Source organism: Sphaerochaeta pleomorpha str. Grapes, assembly GCF_000236685.1.
GTDB classification, from domain to species: Bacteria; Spirochaetota; Spirochaetia; order Sphaerochaetales; family Sphaerochaetaceae; genus Sphaerochaeta; species Sphaerochaeta pleomorpha.
Genome location: NC_016633.1, coordinates 616,766 through 634,912 on the forward strand (window position 1 = coordinate 616,766; position 18,147 = coordinate 634,912).

General features: G+C 44.5%; 14 protein-coding genes. 10 read left to right on the plus strand and 4 right to left on the minus strand.

Annotation, left to right across the window (positions count from 1 at the left end; all coding sequences use genetic code 11):
• Nucleotides 1–39 precede the first annotated feature (39 nt).
• Complete coding sequence (locus tag SPIGRAPES_RS02805) at nt 40–1,320, minus strand: ABC transporter substrate-binding protein (RefSeq protein ID WP_014269266.1); 1,281 nt, start codon at nt 1,318–1,320, stop codon at nt 40–42.
• A 417-nt stretch (nt 1,321–1,737) separates the two neighbouring features.
• On the opposite strand from SPIGRAPES_RS02805, the gene SPIGRAPES_RS02810 reads away from it, so the two are divergent.
• The 8 genes from SPIGRAPES_RS02810 to SPIGRAPES_RS02845 all read left to right on the plus strand — a co-directional run bounded on the left by SPIGRAPES_RS02810 (nt 1,738) and on the right by SPIGRAPES_RS02845 (nt 10,555).
• Nucleotides 1,738–2,679, plus strand: coding sequence for a nucleoside hydrolase (locus SPIGRAPES_RS02810; RefSeq protein WP_014269267.1), 942 nt, complete (start codon nt 1,738–1,740; stop codon nt 2,677–2,679).
• A 527-nt stretch (nt 2,680–3,206) separates the two neighbouring features.
• Nucleotides 3,207–4,181, plus strand: a complete 975-nt coding sequence (locus tag SPIGRAPES_RS02815; RefSeq protein WP_014269268.1) for a LacI family DNA-binding transcriptional regulator — start codon at nt 3,207–3,209, stop codon at nt 4,179–4,181.
• A gap of 14 nt (nt 4,182–4,195) precedes the next feature.
• Nucleotides 4,196–5,467, plus strand: coding sequence for an ABC transporter substrate-binding protein (locus SPIGRAPES_RS02820; protein ID WP_014269269.1), 1,272 nt, complete (start codon nt 4,196–4,198; stop codon nt 5,465–5,467).
• A 55-nt stretch (nt 5,468–5,522) separates the two neighbouring features.
• Entirely contained in the window at nt 5,523–6,419 is an 897-nt protein-coding gene (locus tag SPIGRAPES_RS02825) for a carbohydrate ABC transporter permease (protein ID WP_014269270.1), read from the plus strand.
• The gene (locus SPIGRAPES_RS02830) at nt 6,409–7,230 is read left to right on the plus strand and encodes a carbohydrate ABC transporter permease (RefSeq protein WP_014269271.1); all 822 of its coding nucleotides are present in this window, start codon (nt 6,409–6,411) and stop codon (nt 7,228–7,230) included. The genes SPIGRAPES_RS02825 and SPIGRAPES_RS02830 overlap by 11 nt, the downstream gene beginning before the upstream one ends.
• Nucleotides 7,231–7,236: 6 nt before the next feature.
• Nucleotides 7,237–8,562: a glycoside hydrolase family 30 protein gene (locus SPIGRAPES_RS02835; protein WP_014269272.1), complete on the plus strand. Its 1,326-nt coding sequence runs from the start codon at nt 7,237–7,239 to the stop codon at nt 8,560–8,562.
• Nucleotides 8,563–8,564: 2 nt separating this feature from the next.
• Entirely contained in the window at nt 8,565–9,902 is a 1,338-nt protein-coding gene (locus tag SPIGRAPES_RS02840; RefSeq protein ID WP_014269273.1) for a glycoside hydrolase family 30 protein, read from the plus strand.
• A gap of 209 nt (nt 9,903–10,111) precedes the next feature.
• A complete protein-coding gene (locus SPIGRAPES_RS02845) occupies nt 10,112–10,555 on the plus strand; it encodes a hypothetical protein (protein WP_041384399.1) in 444 nt (147 codons plus the stop codon).
• 471 nt (nt 10,556–11,026) lie between these two features.
• On the opposite strand, the gene SPIGRAPES_RS02855 is transcribed toward SPIGRAPES_RS02845, so the two are convergent.
• Complete coding sequence (locus SPIGRAPES_RS02855; RefSeq protein ID WP_014269275.1) at nt 11,027–12,163, minus strand: XRE family transcriptional regulator; 1,137 nt, start codon at nt 12,161–12,163, stop codon at nt 11,027–11,029.
• A gap of 276 nt (nt 12,164–12,439) precedes the next feature.
• Nucleotides 12,440–13,195, minus strand: a complete 756-nt coding sequence (locus SPIGRAPES_RS02860) for a DUF5986 family protein (protein WP_014269276.1) — start codon at nt 13,193–13,195, stop codon at nt 12,440–12,442.
• Between the two features lie 292 nt (nt 13,196–13,487).
• Between SPIGRAPES_RS02860 and SPIGRAPES_RS02865 the strand changes: the two genes are divergently transcribed.
• On the plus strand, nt 13,488–14,033 hold the full coding sequence (locus tag SPIGRAPES_RS02865) for a hypothetical protein (RefSeq protein ID WP_041384401.1): 546 nt from the start codon (nt 13,488–13,490) through the stop codon (nt 14,031–14,033).
• 346 nt (nt 14,034–14,379) lie between these two features.
• Here SPIGRAPES_RS02865 and SPIGRAPES_RS02870 read toward each other — a convergent pair whose 3' ends face one another.
• The gene (locus SPIGRAPES_RS02870; RefSeq protein ID WP_014269277.1) at nt 14,380–16,377 is read right to left on the minus strand and encodes an alpha-glucosidase; all 1,998 of its coding nucleotides are present in this window, start codon (nt 16,375–16,377) and stop codon (nt 14,380–14,382) included.
• Nucleotides 16,378–16,627: 250 nt separating this feature from the next.
• Here SPIGRAPES_RS02870 and SPIGRAPES_RS02875 point away from each other — a divergent pair, with 250 nt between their 5' ends.
• Nucleotides 16,628–18,058, plus strand: a complete 1,431-nt coding sequence (locus tag SPIGRAPES_RS02875) for an MFS transporter (RefSeq protein ID WP_014269278.1) — start codon at nt 16,628–16,630, stop codon at nt 18,056–18,058.
• Nucleotides 18,059–18,147 lie beyond the last annotated feature (89 nt).

Sequence of the window (18,147 nt, forward strand, 5' to 3'; positions counted from 1 at the left end):
CCTTGCAAAAGCATTACACTTTTGCAAGGGTAAGAATTTCTACATATTGGGCAAATTAGCGACCGCCCTCTTCATATCCGCGATAAATTGATCGACATTATCGGGATTCTGGGCAAACAAGTCGAAAATAGGACCAAACACATTCTGTCCGGCACCATCAGGCAACATTCCAAAGAATACGCCGTAGTTGCCACCCTTTGCATTAGCTTCCATGAGTGCCTGGCTGAGCTGTCCGGAGGGCTTGAGCGTAACCGATTTGAAGGCTGGGATCATACCGGCCTTATTGACCATGTAATCATGGCCTTCAGGAGTTGTAGCGATCGAAGTTAGGAATGCCTTTGCAGCTTCCGCATTCGGGCTCTTTGCGTTTACGCAGTACCAGCTAGGGGCGAACAGATAGAGACCTTTCTCTTCTGTATCCAGGAATGCATGCGGGGCATAACCGATCTTGAAGGTAACGCCAAGTTGTTTCAAGTTGGGGTCTACCCAGTTACCCTGATGCAGGAAAGCGGTTTTGCCTTGTGCAAAAGAACCTACCTGATCATCATAACTGCCGTTCAACAGGATTTTCTTGTCAGCATATTTGAACAGCAACTGCAAGTATTTTGTGTACTGCAAGAAACGTGCATCATCAAGCTGGCCTTTGAGTGCCTTCTCGATAATACTGGTGTCGTTGAAATCGAGTCCACCGCCCCAATAGGCTGCAAGGTTATGTTGCGCTGCAACCCACCACATTCCTCCGGCGACGGATGCGGCCATTGCCACAGGTGCGTCGATGCCAAGTTCCGCTTTCTTGGAATCAAGAATCTTCAATGCCTTTTCATAGGCTGCGCGGGTGGTCAGCGTTGCGGGATCGATTCCTGCTTTCTGAAGGATATCAGCATTATAGGCCAGTCCGTAGCCTTCGATGGCGACAGGGAAACCTACTACTTTACCATCAGCTTTAAAGGCAAGGTCTGTGTCCTTGACCCATGGCTGGTCACTCAGGTCGGCAACGTAGTCTTTCCAGATATCATAGCCACCACGTCCCTCGATCATGAAGATGTCGGGCATCTGTCCAGCCTGTGCCTTGGCTTTCATGGCCCCACCGTAGTCGCCGCCACCGCCAAGGGTCTCGACTTTTACCGTTACGCCAGGGTGTGCCGTTGAGTAGCTTGCAGCATACGCATCCAGGGCATCCTTGATTTCAACTTTGAGTTGGAACATGTTGATGGTTACATCTTTCTTTTGCTGTTCCACTCCCCCAGCACCGAAGACCGCACTAGTCATAGCGGTTAACATGAATCCGACTGCTAAGGTTTTCAACAGTGTCTTTTTCATTTCTCCTTTCCCCCTTACATAGTGTTCGTATTACATTTCCATCCAATGAATTTCATAGGTGTTACGTAATATGTCGCCTTAAGTATACCACTCATAACCCAACAGTCAAGGAAAAGAAAACCATCAAATTTTGCTCTTGTTGTTTCTTTGTAAAGAATTGTTTAGTAAACCGAAATAAGTATGTCGCTAATAGCGTTTACAAAGAAAATCTCCAATTCAGCCAAGGATATTGAAACAGTACGACAGGCAGGACAGGGCAATTTCCTGCATTTTTTCAGCATTTGGACACGACGACGTCATTGCCGTGATCCCTTTGCTTATGTGAATCCCAACTGTTATACTCCAAAAGAGACCAAAAGCCATGGTTGACTGGCTGCTGCCAAGCCATGCAATCAATACGGGAAAATTGAAAAAACCATGATGAAAATGATTCTTGACCTTGATACCGGTGTCGACGATTCACTTGCCTTGGCCTATGCAATTGCAAATCCCGATATCGAAGTATTGGGAGTGACCGGTACCTATGGAAATGTGACGACTGAACAGGGTGTGCGAAATTCGCTGGATATTCTCCATCTCTTGGAAAAAGATTCTGTTCCGGTTTTCAAAGGGGAAGACCATGCGATGGACAAGGTAGTTTTTACCCGGCATGAAGTCAGTGCCAGGATTCATGGGGAAAATGGGGTTGGCCAGGTAACGCTTCCCCCAGCCTCGGCGAAACCGGAATCTACCGATGCCATCGATTTTATCATTGCCAGCTGCAAAAGATGGGGTAAGGAACTTACTCTGGTTACTACCGGGCCTTTGACCAACCTGGCAACAGCATTAGAAAAGGAACCGGAAATTGAGCATATGATCGGAAAAGTCATTGTGATGGGAGGTGCTCTCACAGTCTGCGGCAATGTCAGCCATTTCGCGGAGGCGAACATTTCCCAGGACCCCTGTGCCGCAAGGAACGTGTTCGAAACCTCCATGGATATTACCATGGTTGGCCTGGATGTTACCCAGCGGTCACGCTTAGATAAGAAGGCTACACAATCTTGGAGAAACCTGAAAACCATAAGCGGAAGGCTTTTTGCCGATATGGCAGACTATTATATTGAAAACACCCTGGGAACAGAGGAGACGTTCATCCATGACCCTTCTGCAGTTATCTGTGCGGTACACCCAGAGTTCTTCCAAGCTTTCCCTTGTTTCCTGACAGTCGAGACCGAAGGCATCGACAGGGGAAGGGTCGTGGTCGACTCCAAAAAGCTCAGGGCCTCCGATCCTACGACTAAGGCGTGCATCGGGGTTGCTGCTGATTTGGTTGAAAGAGAACTCACTACGACCTTGTACGGCCTGTTCAAGGGGAACTAAACGGATTTGGAATAGGGCTTTCACGTTGAGGCCGATATACTTTGGAACAGAAGGGGGGAGAAATTAGGTTCAACCAAGTTTTTCCCCTGCATTGGCCAGAACTGCATACTTCCTATACCCGTTTTTGTTCTTGTTATCATCTGTTCACTCTTTCAATAGCATCAGCAATAGCAAGATTGTCTTTTCAATGGCTCTTATATAAACTTACTAGTATTTCTCTTCCTCACAGCTGGCATAAAAGAGTCCCCGTTTCCCAACAGGTTTTGAAGACTCCCCTATCAGTAAGTATTACAGGCCATTGCAGCCCAAAACCATAAGCAACAGTTTCTTTACAAAACTTTTCTGATTATGGCGAGCTATTCGAAATTGGATATGAGCAGATAAGCCTTTCCAAAACTTCCCCAAAAAAAAGCTTGTCTTATTCCCGAAACAGGGATATCCTTTCATTGAAGTAATGGTAACGTTACCATTTTACTTTCTTTTTTTTACTATCTGAATGGTAACGTTACCATGCATAGGAGACGAAAATGTCAACGGTAATCGATGTGGCAAAAGAAGCGAATGTAGCACCCATGACAGTATCACGTGTGGTAAATTCTCCCGAAAAAGTAAAACCAGAGACTAGGGAAAAAGTCTTTGCCGCTATGAAGAAATTACACTACAAGCCCAATACGGCTGCAAAAAACCTAGTCACAAAACGTACAGGGGTAATAGATATCTATATCCCCGCGGCAATCGACTTAAGCAACCCGTTTACCATGCATTTCATCGCCGGTATCAGCAAGACCCTCAGCGAACGAATGTATTCGTTTTTAATACTCCGTGATATGAAAGCCCAACATCCTTGTGATGGTTACATTGCTACCGGCTTGCTCCGTGATGAAACCTTAGAGTTTGCGCACTATGCCCTGAACGATGAAAAACCCTTGGTAATTTTTGGCCATGCACAGATCGACGATGTCGATTGTATCGACGTCGACAACGTCCAGGGCTCCTATATGGCCGTAAAACGCCTTATTGAAGCCGGACATAAACATATTGCAATGGTAAATGTCGCAGAGGACAAGGATTACCCCATCGACCGTCTGAACGGCTACAAAAAGGCTTTGCTGGAAGCTGGGCTGCCCTTCAGGGAGGACTTGGTCAAATACAGCGTCAATAGCCCCTCAGGGGGAGAATACGCAGCATTGGAACTCTTTTCAGGTGACAATTCGTTAAGTGCTGTCTTCTGTGCCACCGACACTATCGCCATAGGGCTGATACGGCAATTGGAACGAATGGGTAAAAAAGTACCACTCAATATATCGGTTGTTGGTTTTGATGGACTGGGGCACCATCTGCTTTCCACTCCCAGGATCACTACGGTTCAACAACCCATCTATGAAATTGGGCGCATGTTGGCCACTGCGTTATTGGAACGCATTGAGGGCCGCACCCAACGTATCGAAAAACTTGTACCGCCGGTTCTCCTTGAAGAAGAATCAGTAGCGGAAAGGAAATAAATTGGAGGTTTTTCATGAGAAAAGGAATCATTTGTTTGCTTATCGCCTTTGCTGTAGCCTTCTCGCTAACGGCACAGGGAAACAGGGAAAGCGCCCCTATCACTCAAAACCCCGGAACAATGTCCGGAGTCTTGAATGTCTGGTCCTCAGGAGAGGAATTGGGCCGGTTTGTCGAAAACTTCAACAAGGACTATCCGAATATTGAAGTCAAGATTACGGTAGTACCCAACTCAGACTTTGTTGCCAAACTCACTCCCGCTTTGGCAGGGGGCCAGGGACCGGATATCTTTACCGGAGAATCCGATTACGTGAAATATTTCGTCAACGCAGGTGTCTGGGAAGATCTAAGGAAAGCCCCCTATAACGTCGACCAATATACCGATGATATGTGGCAATACGTACGCAGCGTAGGCACCGATGCCTCTGGCTCTGTAAGGGCCTTGAGCTGGCAGGCTTCACCCGGTTCATTAATTTACCGCAGGGATCTCGCACAAAAAGTCTTTGGTGTCAGCGAACCCGAGGATGTGGCAAAATTGTTGGACAGCAACCAGGCAATGCTTAAAGCCGCTGCCGCTTTCAAAACCCAAGGCATCAAGATGTTTGCCTCCTGGGAAGACATAATGAACATGCAGTTTTCCAACCGTAAGGCTCCCTGGGTCCAGGATGGCAAACTCATCATCGACCCGTCTATGCTTGAATTCATGGATATGGCAAAAACCATCACCAATAATGGCTACGATCTTGGAGTCAGCCCTTGGGCTCCGGAATGGATGGCCGCGGTCGAAGGAAACGATTGCTTCTGCTATGTACTGCCGACCTGGGGATATCAGTTTGTTGTCAAACCCTCTGCATCAAATACCATCGGGAAATGGGGTCTTAGCCAAGGTGCCGTTCCGTATGTGAAAGGTGGTACCTGGTTGGGTATTAACAAAGACAGCAAGCAAAAAGACCTCGCGTGGGCTTTCCTCAGATATGTCACCTTGGATTCCGAGGCACAGATTGCCTATGCCAAACAGTATGGGGAATATGTGTCCCTTAAAAGTGCGGATACAGCCTTGGCCGCCGGTCTTGGCGAAGAAGTCTTAGCCGGACAGAATCTTTTTGCCTTCTACAATGACCAGATGGCAAAAATCCCCTCTGACTTGATGACTGCCTATGACGGCCAGTTGAATAATGCCTTTTTATCCACTGTACGTTCCTACGCTACGGGGATGTTAACCAAAGATGCCGCAGTGAACCAGTTCAAGGAAGACGCAAAGACCGCCTATCCTGAACTTTCCCTCTGACATATCGATGCTTTCATGTCCCGGGAGGATATCCCGGGACATCATCTGGGGACCAATGAATACTCATAAGACAAAAACCTGGGCGGGATATGTGTTCATATCACCCTTTTTTATCATCTTTCTCATCTTTATCTTCTACCCTGCTTTGTACACCCTGTTTCTGAGTTTCAAAAAATGGGATGGACTGACTTCTCCTGCAGGTTTCGGAAGCTTTAATTTCAGGCGCTTAATCTTTGACAAGGTCTTTTATCTCAGCCTAGGGAACACGTTCCGCATCTGGGTATGCAATTTTATCCCACAGATGCTTTCAGCCCTGCTTCTTTCCTTTTTCTTTACCTTCAACAAGGTGAAGGGAATGAAATTCTTGCGTGCCGCCTATTACCTTCCCAACCTCATTACCGCGACCTCGGTAGGGCTGTTGTTCAATCTGCTCTTCAATGGTAAGAAATCAGCGGTAAACCAAATCCTCGCTTCCCTTGGTATTTCGGGTGCACCTTTCAGTTTTTTCAACAGTGAGCTATTCACCTCTTCCCTGGTTTCCTATATCCAATGGTGGATGTGGTTCGGTTATACCACGGTCATTATCATGGCGGGCATCACCTCCATCGATGCTGCAGTGTATGAGGCAGCCAGGGTAGACGGAGCTACCAAAATGCAAACCTACCTGCATATCACTATGCCTCTGATCAGGCCTACATTGCTTTACATGACCATAACCTCAATAATCGGGGGAATGCAGCTGTTCGATGTACCCGTAACCCTGTCCAACGGCATGGGAGACCCCCGCAAGGCAGTGCTTACCACTCCCATGTATCTCTATAACCAAGGCTTTGCCAGTCATAATTACGGGTATGCCTCGGCGCTTTCCATAGGACTCTTTTTAATCATTGCACTGTTGAGTTTCTTGGCTTTCAGGGCGATGCGACATAAGGAGAATGTCTATGCGAACTAAAACCTTGATCTCAGGTTTCTTCCAATATTTCTTTTTGTTGTTGTTGCTTTTCCTTTGTATCGTGCCGTTCTATTTGATGATTGTAAACTCCACCCATCTCAGTTTTGATATTTCCACTAAGTTGAATATTTTGCCCGGAAAAGCCCTTGCAGCAAACTACATGACCATGCAATCGCTGGTGAATATCTGGAACGGGTTTTTCAATAGTCTGTTTATTGCCATTCCCTTTACGTTTTGTACAGGGTATTTCGGTGCTCTTACCGCCTTTGGTTTCTCAAAATACCCAATGAAGCATAAAGAAGCATTGTTTGCCATCGTTTTGGCAAGCATGATGATTCCCGCACAGCTGGGAATTATCGGGTTTTACCACTTGAACCTGAAATTGCATCTGCTCAACTCCTACCTGCCGTTCATTCTGCCAGGCATCGCCAATGCCACCGCAGTTTTTTTCCTCAGGGGAATGGTTGACAGTGTCCCTGATTCCTTGATGGAATCGGCGCGGCTGGAGGGCTGTTCGGAATTCAGCATCTTCAACAGGGTTGTTTTGCCATGTGTGATGCCAGGTGTCGCAACAATGTGCATCTTCAGTTTTGTCACCAACTGGAACAACTATATGGGCCCGTTGATACTGATGACTAAAAGCGAACGCTATACTATGCCAGTAATGATTGCCATGATCAAAGGCTTGTATAAAACCAACTATGGGGCCATGTATCTGGCCATCGCCATTTCCGTTGTCCCCATTATTATTGTGTATTGTTTTATGTCAAAATATATTATCAGTGGATTAACCACTGGTTCAGACAAGTAGGTATATATGAAAGAATATCAATTGAGAAGTTCTAATGTTGCATGCGTCTGGAAGGAAACCGCAGGCCAGGAAACAACCAGTTCATATGGGGTTGCCTTAAATGGGCAATCCTACCAAGGCATGCTGGGGTTCGGAGGGTGTTTCAATGAACTGGGCTATACTGCATTGGAAAAGCTCGATTCAGGACACCGAAAAAACCTGATGGAGGAGCTTTTCAAAGAAGCCTCTTTCAATGTCTGCCGTTTACCTATAGGGGCAAACGACTATGCAAAGAACTGGTATTCACTCGATGAATGCCCAGGAGACTTCGACCTGAAGGAATTTTCCATCGAGCGGGATAAACAGATACTCATTCCTTATATCAAGGAAGCCTTGGCTGTGAACAAGGATATGGTATTATTCGCTTCTCCTTGGAGTCCACCAACTTGGTTGAAGAACCCTCCGGTATACAATTGGGGTAAATTAATCTGGGAAAAACAGTATTTGGAAACCTATGCCCAATATTTCGTACGTTTTGTCCAGGAATATGCAAAGGCAGGAGTCCAGGTTAATCAAATCCATGTACAGAATGAACCAGTGGCAAACCAAAAGTTCCCTTCCTGCATGTGGACAGGAGAGGAGCTGAAAGTCTTTATCAGGGATTACCTTGGACCAGCCTTCAGAGAAGCTGGCATCGATTCCGAGATTTGGCTGGGTACGATCAATGCCCCAGGGTGTGACTACAGGAAGTTGCTCTTTGACAAATGGGCAGAGGAAGATTATGACTATTTTGCCAATACGGTACTTTCAGACCCCAAGGCCTTGAGCTTCATCAGTGGCGTTTCGTATCAATGGGGCGGGAAGATTGCAATCCAGAGGACGTTCGAGAGCTGGTGGCCCCGTATCCGGCTGATGCAATCGGAAAACGAGTGCGGTTTCGCTGATAACACCTGGGACTATGCCTTCTATACATGGACAATGCTCAAACACTACCTGACCAACGGGGCGGAAAGCTACTTGTACTGGAACATCGTACTTGAAGAGGGTGGATTCAGCACCTGGGGGGATCCCCAGAATTCCATGGTGACAGTACATCAAGACGGTACATACACCCTCAATCCTGATTACTATATCATGAAACACTTTTCCTCCATTATCCAACGGGGGGCCGTACGCTTAGGTCTCACTGGTCCTTGGGCCGCCGATACCTTGATTTTTTGCAACCCCGATGGCTCCTATGCTGTTGAACTCTTCAATCCCTTTGAAACAGAGAAAGAAGTGGTGGTACAGTTGGACGGGAAATCAATCGCGTTTACCCTGCCAGGACGATCAGTCAGTAGCGTGGTACTTTGACAATGCATACAAACCTTTATGTCACCTCAAGGGGAGAGGGAACTCCTCTTGAAAAAATGTCGATTATCCCCGGAATTATCGATGATGGAGGAATCGAACTGAACATCATCAATATATATCAGCAGGTAACCTTTCAAAAGCTTCAGGGTTTTGGGGGAGCAATTACCGAAGCAGTAGGTTCTGTCCTGGCTGCTTTACCCGAAGAACAAGCCTCAACCATCCTTCGCAGTTGTTTCAGCTCCGAAGGATTGGCGTACCGTTTTGTCAGGACCAGCATTGACAGTTGTGATTTTTCCCTCTCTGAATACTGTGCAGGAAAACAGGACGAAAGTTTTTCCCTGGAAAGAGACGAGATTTCCATTATTCCCTGGATAAAAAAGGCTTATGAGATTGCAGAGGAGGCCTTTGCTGTCATGCTTAGTCCCTGGTCACCCCCTGCCTATATGAAAAGCAACGGCCAACGCTGCCAGGGCGGTTCCTTGAAAGACGAATATAAGACGCAATGGGCCGAGTATATATGTCGGTATATCAAGGCATACCGTGACCAAGGGATTCGAGTTGCATGCCTATCTATACAGAATGAACCCAATGCAAACCAGAAATGGGAAAGTTGCCTTTACACAGGAGCTGAAGAAAAAGATTTTTTGCAAACCTACCTCTACCCTGCTCTACAGAAGTCACATTTGGAGGATATTGAAATTTTTGTGTGGGATCATAATAAAGAACGTCTTTTTGACCGTGCAGCAGCATGCATCGACGAAAAGACCGACCCGATGGTGGCGGGTTTTGCCTTCCACTGGTATAGCGGTGACCATTTCGATGCCTTGCGTCTGGTCAAAAAGCGGTATCCCTCCAAGCGGTTGCTCTTCAGCGAAGGGTGCATCGAATATAGCCGTTATGACAAGGGCAACCAGTTGTACAATGCCCAGAAGTATGGGCATGAGATAATAGGGAACCTGAATGCAGGTATGGATACGTTCATCGATTGGAATATCGTACTTGAAAGCAATGGAGGGCCAAATCACTGTAACAACTTCTGCGAGGCGCCTATTTTTGTCAATCGGGAAACCAATGAGATTATCTATAATCTTTCTTACCGGTATATCTGGCATTTCAGCCATTTCATACAGCCTGGGGCTGTACATATAGCCTCCACAGGTTTTGACTCCACAGTTGAATCTGTGGCTTTCCGAAACCCTGAGGGTTCTTATGTCGTGGTAATAATGAATAGGAGTCAGAAAGAGCAGCCTATCAATTTGCGTATGGCAGGGTCTTTGTATTCCTTTGTCCTTGCCAAGGACAGTATTGCAACAGCGGTGCTTTCTGCAGGGGATCAGTGATTTTTAGATATCCTGGTAGCAATAATTGTTCAAGTTGCAGGTTCCAGGTAGTTGAAAATCGAGGATATTCTGAATTGTCTTAGGAGGCTGTAACGCCTCCAAGGCAATTTTTCGCTTGAACTCATCGGGAAAGGCCTTCTGCACTACACCATTTTGTCAGGCAATAGGAAAAACCAGCACAGTGAAGAGAAGAATGCCGCCTCTCGAAATTGAACCAAATAACAAAGCAAAGTATAAAATATGGTGTTCGTTTTTCAATTGAGGAAATCGATTCAATAAAACTTTGTCTCAGACGGAAAATCAACAACATAGCTAAAAGTGTAATGCTATTTATTGTGATACCCTTCAACGACTTCTTGAGGTTCAACTATCTCAGGCAGGTCGATATCCGTTGGCAGGGCCACCTGCTGGCCCTCGAGGACCTCAGGGATGCGGAAGGACTCCGTTCCTTTGCCCAGAAGAACCCGCTGGTCGAGTACAAGGTCGAGGGTTTCGAAATCTTCAGCCAGATGCTCGAGGATATAAAGGCTTTCATGGCCAATACCCTGGTGCGGGTACAGATTACCCAGTCCGATGACAAATACAGCAGGAAGGCTGCCGCGCACAAGACCGTGGAGCCACACTCTGCCAAGGGTGCCTTCAACTGCTTTTGATATTCTAGAACTCCCGTTGATCATAGGGAAACTGAGTGTGCGCGGTATGATAATTTTACTGGAATGAAAAACTTCCTTGACATTCACAAACTGAGCGACTTGCATCTTCGGAACTCGCTTAAGAATTCGTTGACACCCGAGATGCTCGCATTCATTTCCCGAGCGATTTCCCGGCCGGACATATGGAGCACATACGATTTAAGAATGATACTTTTATAATCAAACATTCATTACCCCCAAAATTGAATATCTGCTGTTTTCCGAACAACGGATCAATTATTGAGTGATAACCATTTGGCAGATAAGGGAAAACAATCAACTGAATGAGCGCACTGGAACCGTTGGCAGGTGCATCGTAGTTGTTTCCAAACGCATCACAACCTTCTAGCTCCGCAAACCCTGCCATTCAGATTCGCCATATACACTAATTCTCTAGATACTGAAAATCATTTTATAAAATGTCCATAATAGTTATCTCAATTTTAGTGTAATTCTATTTTCAGTATCATCGTCAAGAGGCTTAAGCATACCCTTTTCAAGATTTAAAAGTCCTTCTACCTCACGATAATCCATGGCCAAACCACTATTCTCCAGTTCCTTCATAAATTCAGAGGAAGTATATCCACCTTGATTTAATAATAATGAAACGGCTTGTTCAAAAACTGATGGGGAAAGAACTGGAAGGACATTATCCAAAGGTTCTAAAGTTCTCCAATGCCGATATTGTATCTTCTTCATAAGATTCTGAAATTGTTCTTGCGTAAGAATCCCAGCAGAATTTGCCCTATAGAGCATAGCCTGAATTGATACCTGCCATTTCTTTTTTAAATAAACATAAAATTCAAGATTCAGTGGGTCCTTTTCAATCTCTTTGCAAAAAGTGTTCGGTGGTAAAAGTAGCGAAGAAGCAAATTCATTTGCTTCCTTTTCTCGCAATCTGAATTCTTCACGGCTTAAATCTTCTTCATCTTCACTCCATCCATGAAGCAAGATATGCCCAATTTCATGGGCGATATCGAATTGATATCTTACAGCAACATTCTTATTGCTAGAAAGAGAAATAATGTATATATCAACATTATTTATACGAATCAATTGGCTGAACGCATCAATATCATCGGTATCAGTTTCAAATTTTGTAATAATCAAACCATTTAATTCTGCTATATGCATCAAATTAACTAGAGGCCCATCTCCTAGTCCCCAAAACTCTCTTAATATTTTTGCTGCTTGCGAAGGTTCACATTCAGAGACTTTTGGTAAATGCAATTGGGGAAACTCTACAAATTCCTGAAGAATAGAATATATCGCTGCAACATGATTCATTTTTACAATTTGTTGATTACGATATTTTTTCTTAGTTGTCAACAATGAACGGAAATATGTAGAACCTGTGCTTAAGGACAGATCAGGCTGATAGAAATATGCTACCGGAAATTTCAATTCTTTTGTGAATGAAAAAATTGTTTCTGTGGATGGAACGGATTTACTGTTTTCATATAGAGAAATTGTCTGCTTGGACACATTTACAACATCAGCTAGCTGTTCAACAGTCAGCCCATTATAAATCCTAGCATCCTTAAGGCGATTCCCATTAAAAATTCTCATACTATACCTCAAACGATGCCTAAAATATTAGGCATATATATATTCAACCAACCAAAAAAAGTTGGATCATCATAACAAGGAGACAAGCTTATCTGCAAAATGCTTAACTAAATGTCTTTGAACATCGAAATCTTGTCTCAAACACATATTCCTAATACACACCTCATTCCTTTTCTAGTTGTTATAGACCTTATATAAATTTTGACAACCTACATTAGAGACATCCCTATTTATGAATCGAAATCTATAACATTAAACATAAGAAGAAAAAAGATGCTACAGAGGGGTTTGCTTGTCAGCCTTTTCTCCAATAAATCTTACTCCTACTGATTGCTCCTTGGCTTTTTTATGCTTCTTTGCCTTATCTTTTAGTTTCAGTCCTACAGTTTTTACTTCTTCGAAAGTAGGAACTATTGCAGGCATTTGAACCTTGGTTTCAGCAAGCATATCTTTCATAAAAAGTGGCTCAAGATTCATATCGGGAATAATTGCTTTCAAATATGATACGCGCTCGTCATTTATACCAAAAATGATAATTCCATATTGAGTAATAGACTGTTCGGGGAAGTGAAAAGTCAAATCACTAAATATTTGGCTAAATAATTCATTTTCTCCTTCTTTTTTTGTTTCAGAAAATATGAATAAATCTAATTCAGGCTGCACTAGGCTAGAAACCTGATTAGCATTTTTCAGCAAAGAGGCTTGTATATATCTTGGGATATCATCGTTTTTTGATGTACTTAATGATTCAAATCGTTGCTTTCTCATAAGCGTAAAGACAATTCCCGATTTTTGTTCAAGAATATATAGCAATCCCCAAGATCCGAACTTCAGCTTATAGTTCGATAATTCGGATGATGGGATTTTTCCAATATTGGTATTTAGGAAATCCCAAAAACGACCACTTCTTCCATTCTGAGTGTTTGTAGGAAATTGAGACTCTTCCACCTTTAAGTCTTCTATTGCAGACTGAATGGCATCGAGCAAATATTGTGAAAGACTTCTACTAACAGTATCCAGTGGATTTCCCAAAGCAAACTCCTTAATCAATCAAGTTGTCACAATATTAGTTTTTTTATTTAAATTTGTCAATGTTTTATATATTTTTATAATATTTGTAAACTTGTCAAAACAAACAGCTATCTTTCCTAAAATCACAATTTTTGCATATGTTTAGAGGAAATATCCAGAGCCGCCTAATCCTGCTATCTCATGATTTTTGTACAGTAATTGACCTTGAGAAGGTCTGTAGGGACATAATAAAATCGCTTGGAAAAAACCCCAAACTAGGAAAACACTCAATAAATTATAGAGAGCTAGACCAATGGAAAATCCAAGAGTTTCGTATGAAAGTAATGAATATTCAAAACTTTTACAGATGGTATTTCTTTATGGCAGCAATCAACAAGATGATTATGAACCTTATATTGGCAATGTGATGCGAAGAATATTTGAAGCCTTTTCTACATTTGAATATCGAAGAGGTCCTAGTGAAATTTCTTGTGACCCAATAATCATAAAAGCTTTAAATAACGAAAAATATGAAACATATTTTGAGAATCTTATGTGCCGGCTCATATTAGATTCCGAAAGCCATACAAGAGATGGTATCATCTCTATGAATAATCTCATTTTTTTCAATGCCATATCATGTGATGACAAAAAAAGAACAGCACGTGATGTACTTTGCTTTATGCACTTATTAAACCCTGATCATGTGGCGGCACATCTAGAAAAAGACAAAACTATAATCCCTATTATAAAAAGCTGGGAACAAAACATACTTAGTGATTCAGATGCATCGAAAACTAATGGTATAACGCATACTTCTGGCTGCGAAAATCAGACTCCTCTCCTAGCCGCTAATTGATAAATCGATCCTAGTGAAGTAATCATTTTAGCAATCATTGATTATGACTAAGATTTCTTAATCGATTTTGCAAAGAAAGTGGGAAGTAACCCAAGAAATTACCAAAATGTGCTTGAAGAAGAATTCGGATATCGTTAAATACCGACCTCGAACTGAATAGAACCTGATTACTAAGCTATTGGATCATCTTCGGTTCCCACAGTTACAATAGCTTTACCCAAGTCCTTGGCAAGGAAAGTAAAGAATACCCGACCTTTTAGCCGGGCAATTCAAACTAACCCAAGAAAACTGAATATTAGGAAGACCGAAATCCCGGGTACTTTTCTTGTATTTGCACTTCACTCTTCTATTTACCCTTCTCTTCCCTGAACAATTCCAGTACCCTTTCCACTTCACTCTCCCTATGATAGAAGAATACCGGTTTACCCAGCTCAGCCTTACAGGTGTGCCAGCCTTTTGCGTAGTCCTTGTTGTCCTGGAAGCCGGTGAAAGAATCATCGGGAAGATAGACTTTCACTGTTTTTCTACCTTTCTTCAACACGGGGGCTACCAATATGTCCCTGCCATAGAGGAACTGTGAGCGCATCGGCTTGAGCTCTGGATAATGGATACCCATTTCCCTGATAAACGGCAAACCAGTGTTCTGGTATTCCTCTTCCATTGCCTGCAGATAGGGGTGTAAAACATCGTGCAGACATACAAGGTCCCCTATTGTCTTGACCAGAGCGGGGTCATCGTAGTACTGGGCATTGCGCTCTAGCTTGTTTCCCTCATGGCTTCGCATGAAGGGCGAGAAGACGGCAAGCTCTGCCCACCTGATGGCAAGGTCCCTGCTCCGTTTCACCCAGCCTAAGGTGGTGTAACCACCCATATCCGAATGCCAGTAGGGAAGAGCGCAGAGCCCCAGGCTCAAGGATGCAGGCACTACACTCTCCAAGCCATCATCCTTGTCATAGGAGACCATCTGGTCCCCTGCCCAGCACATGTCCATGGTTTTCCCACTATCCAGATATCCGCTTCTGCTGAAAAAGAAACACTGCTCGCTTACCCCTGCTTCCTCAATCGCTTCCCTGTTCACCTCAGACCAGAGAACGGGAAAGAGGTTGTGAGTGGTCTCTGCATCACTCTTGTCAAAGAGCACGCTGTCAGTTGGCAGAAACTCCCCGAAGTCTGCCATCCACCCCGAAAGCCCTATAGCAATCATATTCTTCTTGATAACCGTCTTTATCCAAGAGCGTGCCTCAGGGTTTGTCAAATCGATGATCGCGGCATCGAAAGACGTAACCTGGATGGCATAATCCTTTCCTTCTTTGTCCTGTACGCAGAACCCCAGGTTCGAAGCCTCTCTATACATCGGGCAGTCCATGGCAAGGTATGGGTTGATATACCCCAGTACCTTGATTCCCTTTTCATGAATGGTTTCGATGAATCGGGGGAAATCAGGATACTGTTCCTTGTTGTACTCCCAGTTCCACAAAAGCTGGGACCCGAAGCTGGTTATACGCTTTCCGACCCAGTCCTGCAGCCAGAGGGAGGTTATCGCCTTCGGTGCATACTGCTCGAACTTCCCTAGTTTCTCCAGTACGGCATTGGTTCCCCCCTGCAGGCCCAGACTCATGCCCTTGCCTACCCAAGGGGGAAGCCTGCGTTGCCTTTTCAGCCTTTGGCTGAGTCTTGCAATCGATTCTTTCAGGCTATCGGTTATCCATAGCTCGATTTTCTGGGGGATTTGCCAGAACGTAAGGCAATATTCCTCCTTTGCCTTGAAATCAAAAAGGGCATAGGAAGAGGTCTTTGCAACCACAGCCCTTGTCTTGGTGACAAAGGCTGGCATGGAGAAATAGGTGCTGTAACGGGTTCCGCCTGCATGGGCGGCAAGGTCGCAGGCAAGCTTGACTGCATTCGGTCCCCTACCCAGGCCCTGTTCCTGTACCCAGATGGGAATTTTCCGGTTTTTCAGGTCTACAAAGGAATACTGCTCCCCGCAACCATATATCGGTTCCTCTGCATTACAGCGGAAGCGGATAGAGAATCTGTTTATCTCATATTGTGTATCAGCTGTAAAAACTATGTTCACTGTACCCTTCTCGGCAGTGAGCACAAGCTTTCCATACCCTGCATACCGAAGGGTAATCTGCGTTTCTTCGATGTGTTCCACCACGGGGTCGCCCAAATCATACCAGAGCAATCCCTGTTCCCGTATGGTATAAGAACCATGATGGCCTGTAAACTCGCCATTTGCTTTTCCAAGCCGGAGCAAAGGTTTCTTCTCTTGGTTGGCTATGATGCAGGTTCCCCTGAAATATATCTCAAAGCCTTTTTTTGTATTCCTTAGTGCAAACATAGGATGCGATTTCTCCTTGTCCTAATTTACTTTCCTCTTGAAAGTAAACACTAAATAGTATCCCAAAGCAATACAATATACCTACTTTTCGGTTTCTCCCAATTGAACATGGACTTAGGATTTCCAAAAAAAAATATCGAAATGGGTATTCCCCAGTCCCAAAAGGTTTTCTTTACAACTGTATAGGGAAGGCGTATTATTTTCATTGAGAAAAAATACTACAGGTTATGTGAATAAGGAGAAAATCGGTATGGAAGCAAGGAAAGTAACGACAAAGACGCTTCTGTCCTATGGGTGCGGGGATATCTACGGGGGTGGATCATTCTTGATTATCAGTACCCTTTTTATTTTCTTTCTCTCCAACGTAGTCGGGCTTTCCCCGGCAATTGCCGGTTTCATCGTGTTTGCAGGAAAATTCTGGGATGCGATAAGCGACCCGCTCTTCGGCTGTATCAGCGACAGGACTAAAAGCCGGTTCGGGCGAAGAAGAGTATTCTTTCTCATCGGCATCGTTCCGGTTGCCGTGAGTTTCTTCCTACTCTGGTTGTCGGTCAGATTCGATAGCCAGATTCTGACAGCAGCCTATTATTTCTTTGCCTACCTGCTTTTCTGCACTGTATTTACCATGGTCATGGTGCCCTACAATGCCCTGGTAACAGAGATTACTACTGATTACAAGACGAGAACCAGGCTTTCAGGTGCAAAAATGCTCTTTTCCCAGTTCTCTGCCTTGCTTGCAGGGACAATCCCCGGGTTTATCGTAAACAACCTGTATAAGGATAACCAAGCAAAAGGGTTCTTTTTGGTAGGCCTGTTCTTCGGTATTTTCTATGCCATTCCCTGGATTTTCGTATACAAGGGGACCTGGGAATCTACAGACCTTCCTTTGGCCCATTCAAAGTCACTGGGGGAATCATTCAAGGACCTCTCGTCCTTGATGAAGAACAAAACGTACAAAATCCATATTGGCATGTACCTACTGGCTTATAGTGCCATGGATATCATGTCAGCCTGCTTCATCTATTTCGTCACGTATTATTTCGGACGACCCCAGATTTACATCGTATGCCTGGGCTCCATGCTCCTTTCCCAGATACTTTCCCTGCCACTCTACCTTTTTACCGCAAATAAGATTGGTAAAGGAAGAACCTACACCATAGGGGCAATCATTTTGAGCTTAGCGATGTGTTCATTCCTGTTCATCCCCTCAGATGTCTCCCTTGTCGGGCTAGTCGCGCTTTCCTGTATCATGGGAATAGGGTTCTCCGCAATCATCTCAATGCCCTGGGCAATGCTTCCCGAGTCGTCCGATGTCGATGAACTGCTCAACGGCAATGCGCGTTCTGGCGCAGTAGCGGGTATGTTCACCTTGATCCGCAAGTTGGTGCAGGCTTTCATACTCTGGCTGTTCGGGTCTTTGCTCTCGCTTATCGGCTTCAGTGCCGCCTTGAAGGCCCAGTCCCCCCAGACAATAGAGGGGATCAGGTTGATATTCTGCATCGTACCTTTGATCTGTATGTTCTTTGCAGTTTTGGTCTCCTTCAAATACCCGGTCAATCCCCATACCTTCAAGGTAGTCAGAAAGGAATTGGATAGGTTGCACGATGGGGGCAAGAAAGAAGATGCCGATGAAAAGACCAAGGCAGTCTGCGAGAAGATGACCGGGCATGCCTATAGATAGATTGATACTCTTTGCAACATATATAAATAAACTCCCGTATGGGAGTTTTTTATAGGGGGCAACAATACTGTATTTTCATCGTTGCCTTT